This is a genomic window from Photobacterium sp. R1 (assembly GCF_054600795.1).
In genome coordinates, this window is record NZ_BAAHZP010000050.1 from 1 (window position 1) to 659 (window position 659).

Below are 659 nucleotides of genomic sequence, written 5' to 3' on the forward strand. Positions count from 1 at the left end.
AAGCAAGACGTCCCGGTGTCGACACTACGAACATCGGGTCTTTACGCAAGGCTTTCACATGGTCATTTAAGTTTTCACAACCCACAATTAATGCTCCATAGTAAGGTGTACCGGCATTCATCATACGCAGTTTTTCATAAACCTGCCAGAGCAGCATCGGAGAAAATTGAGTTTTCCTGGTTGGCTTTTGAGGGAGAAAATGCCCAGAAAAACTTCTTCCTTTAGTAACTTTCATTGAGAGAATCAAATTGAAAAATAATAGCAAGCACTCCCTAGTTTTGTTCGCTTGGTTTGGGTTGGCTTTTTCCTCTGCCACTCTGGCTTTGGAGGAACCGCTTCATCCGAAAATACAGAAAATTACAGAACAGCAATTTCTGCAGTTTACTCAAGAAGCCCCGGTATATCAGCAGCCAGCACTTGAGATGATCACCAGTTATCAGGAAGCGAAGGAACGGCTGGGGGAGCGGTTTACCGCCAATGACAAGGTGGAAATCAGAAATGATCAGGGAAAAATCTTGTTTCAGCTCATCAATCATCAGGGTGATGACTGCGGTTTTAAAGCTTATTTCCCCGCTGATAATGTTATCGGGCTTGAATGTATTGTTGACGCTGACTATTTCCTGTCACTGAAAACGGGTGAATCTGTGGAAGGAAACCCT

Annotated in this window: 1 protein-coding gene and 1 pseudogene; one reads left to right on the forward strand and one right to left on the reverse strand. The window is 43.9% G+C overall.

Going from position 1 to position 659, the window contains the following annotated elements; genetic code table 11:
- Positions 1-316, reverse strand: a pseudogene (locus ACYP03_RS23880) (hypothetical protein); the annotation flags it as partial.
- A gap of 106 nt (positions 317-422) precedes the next feature.
- Between ACYP03_RS23880 and ACYP03_RS23885 the strand changes: the two are divergent.
- The coding region (locus ACYP03_RS23885) for a hypothetical protein (protein WP_459782344.1) at positions 423-659 on the forward strand (237 nt) is incomplete at its 3' end.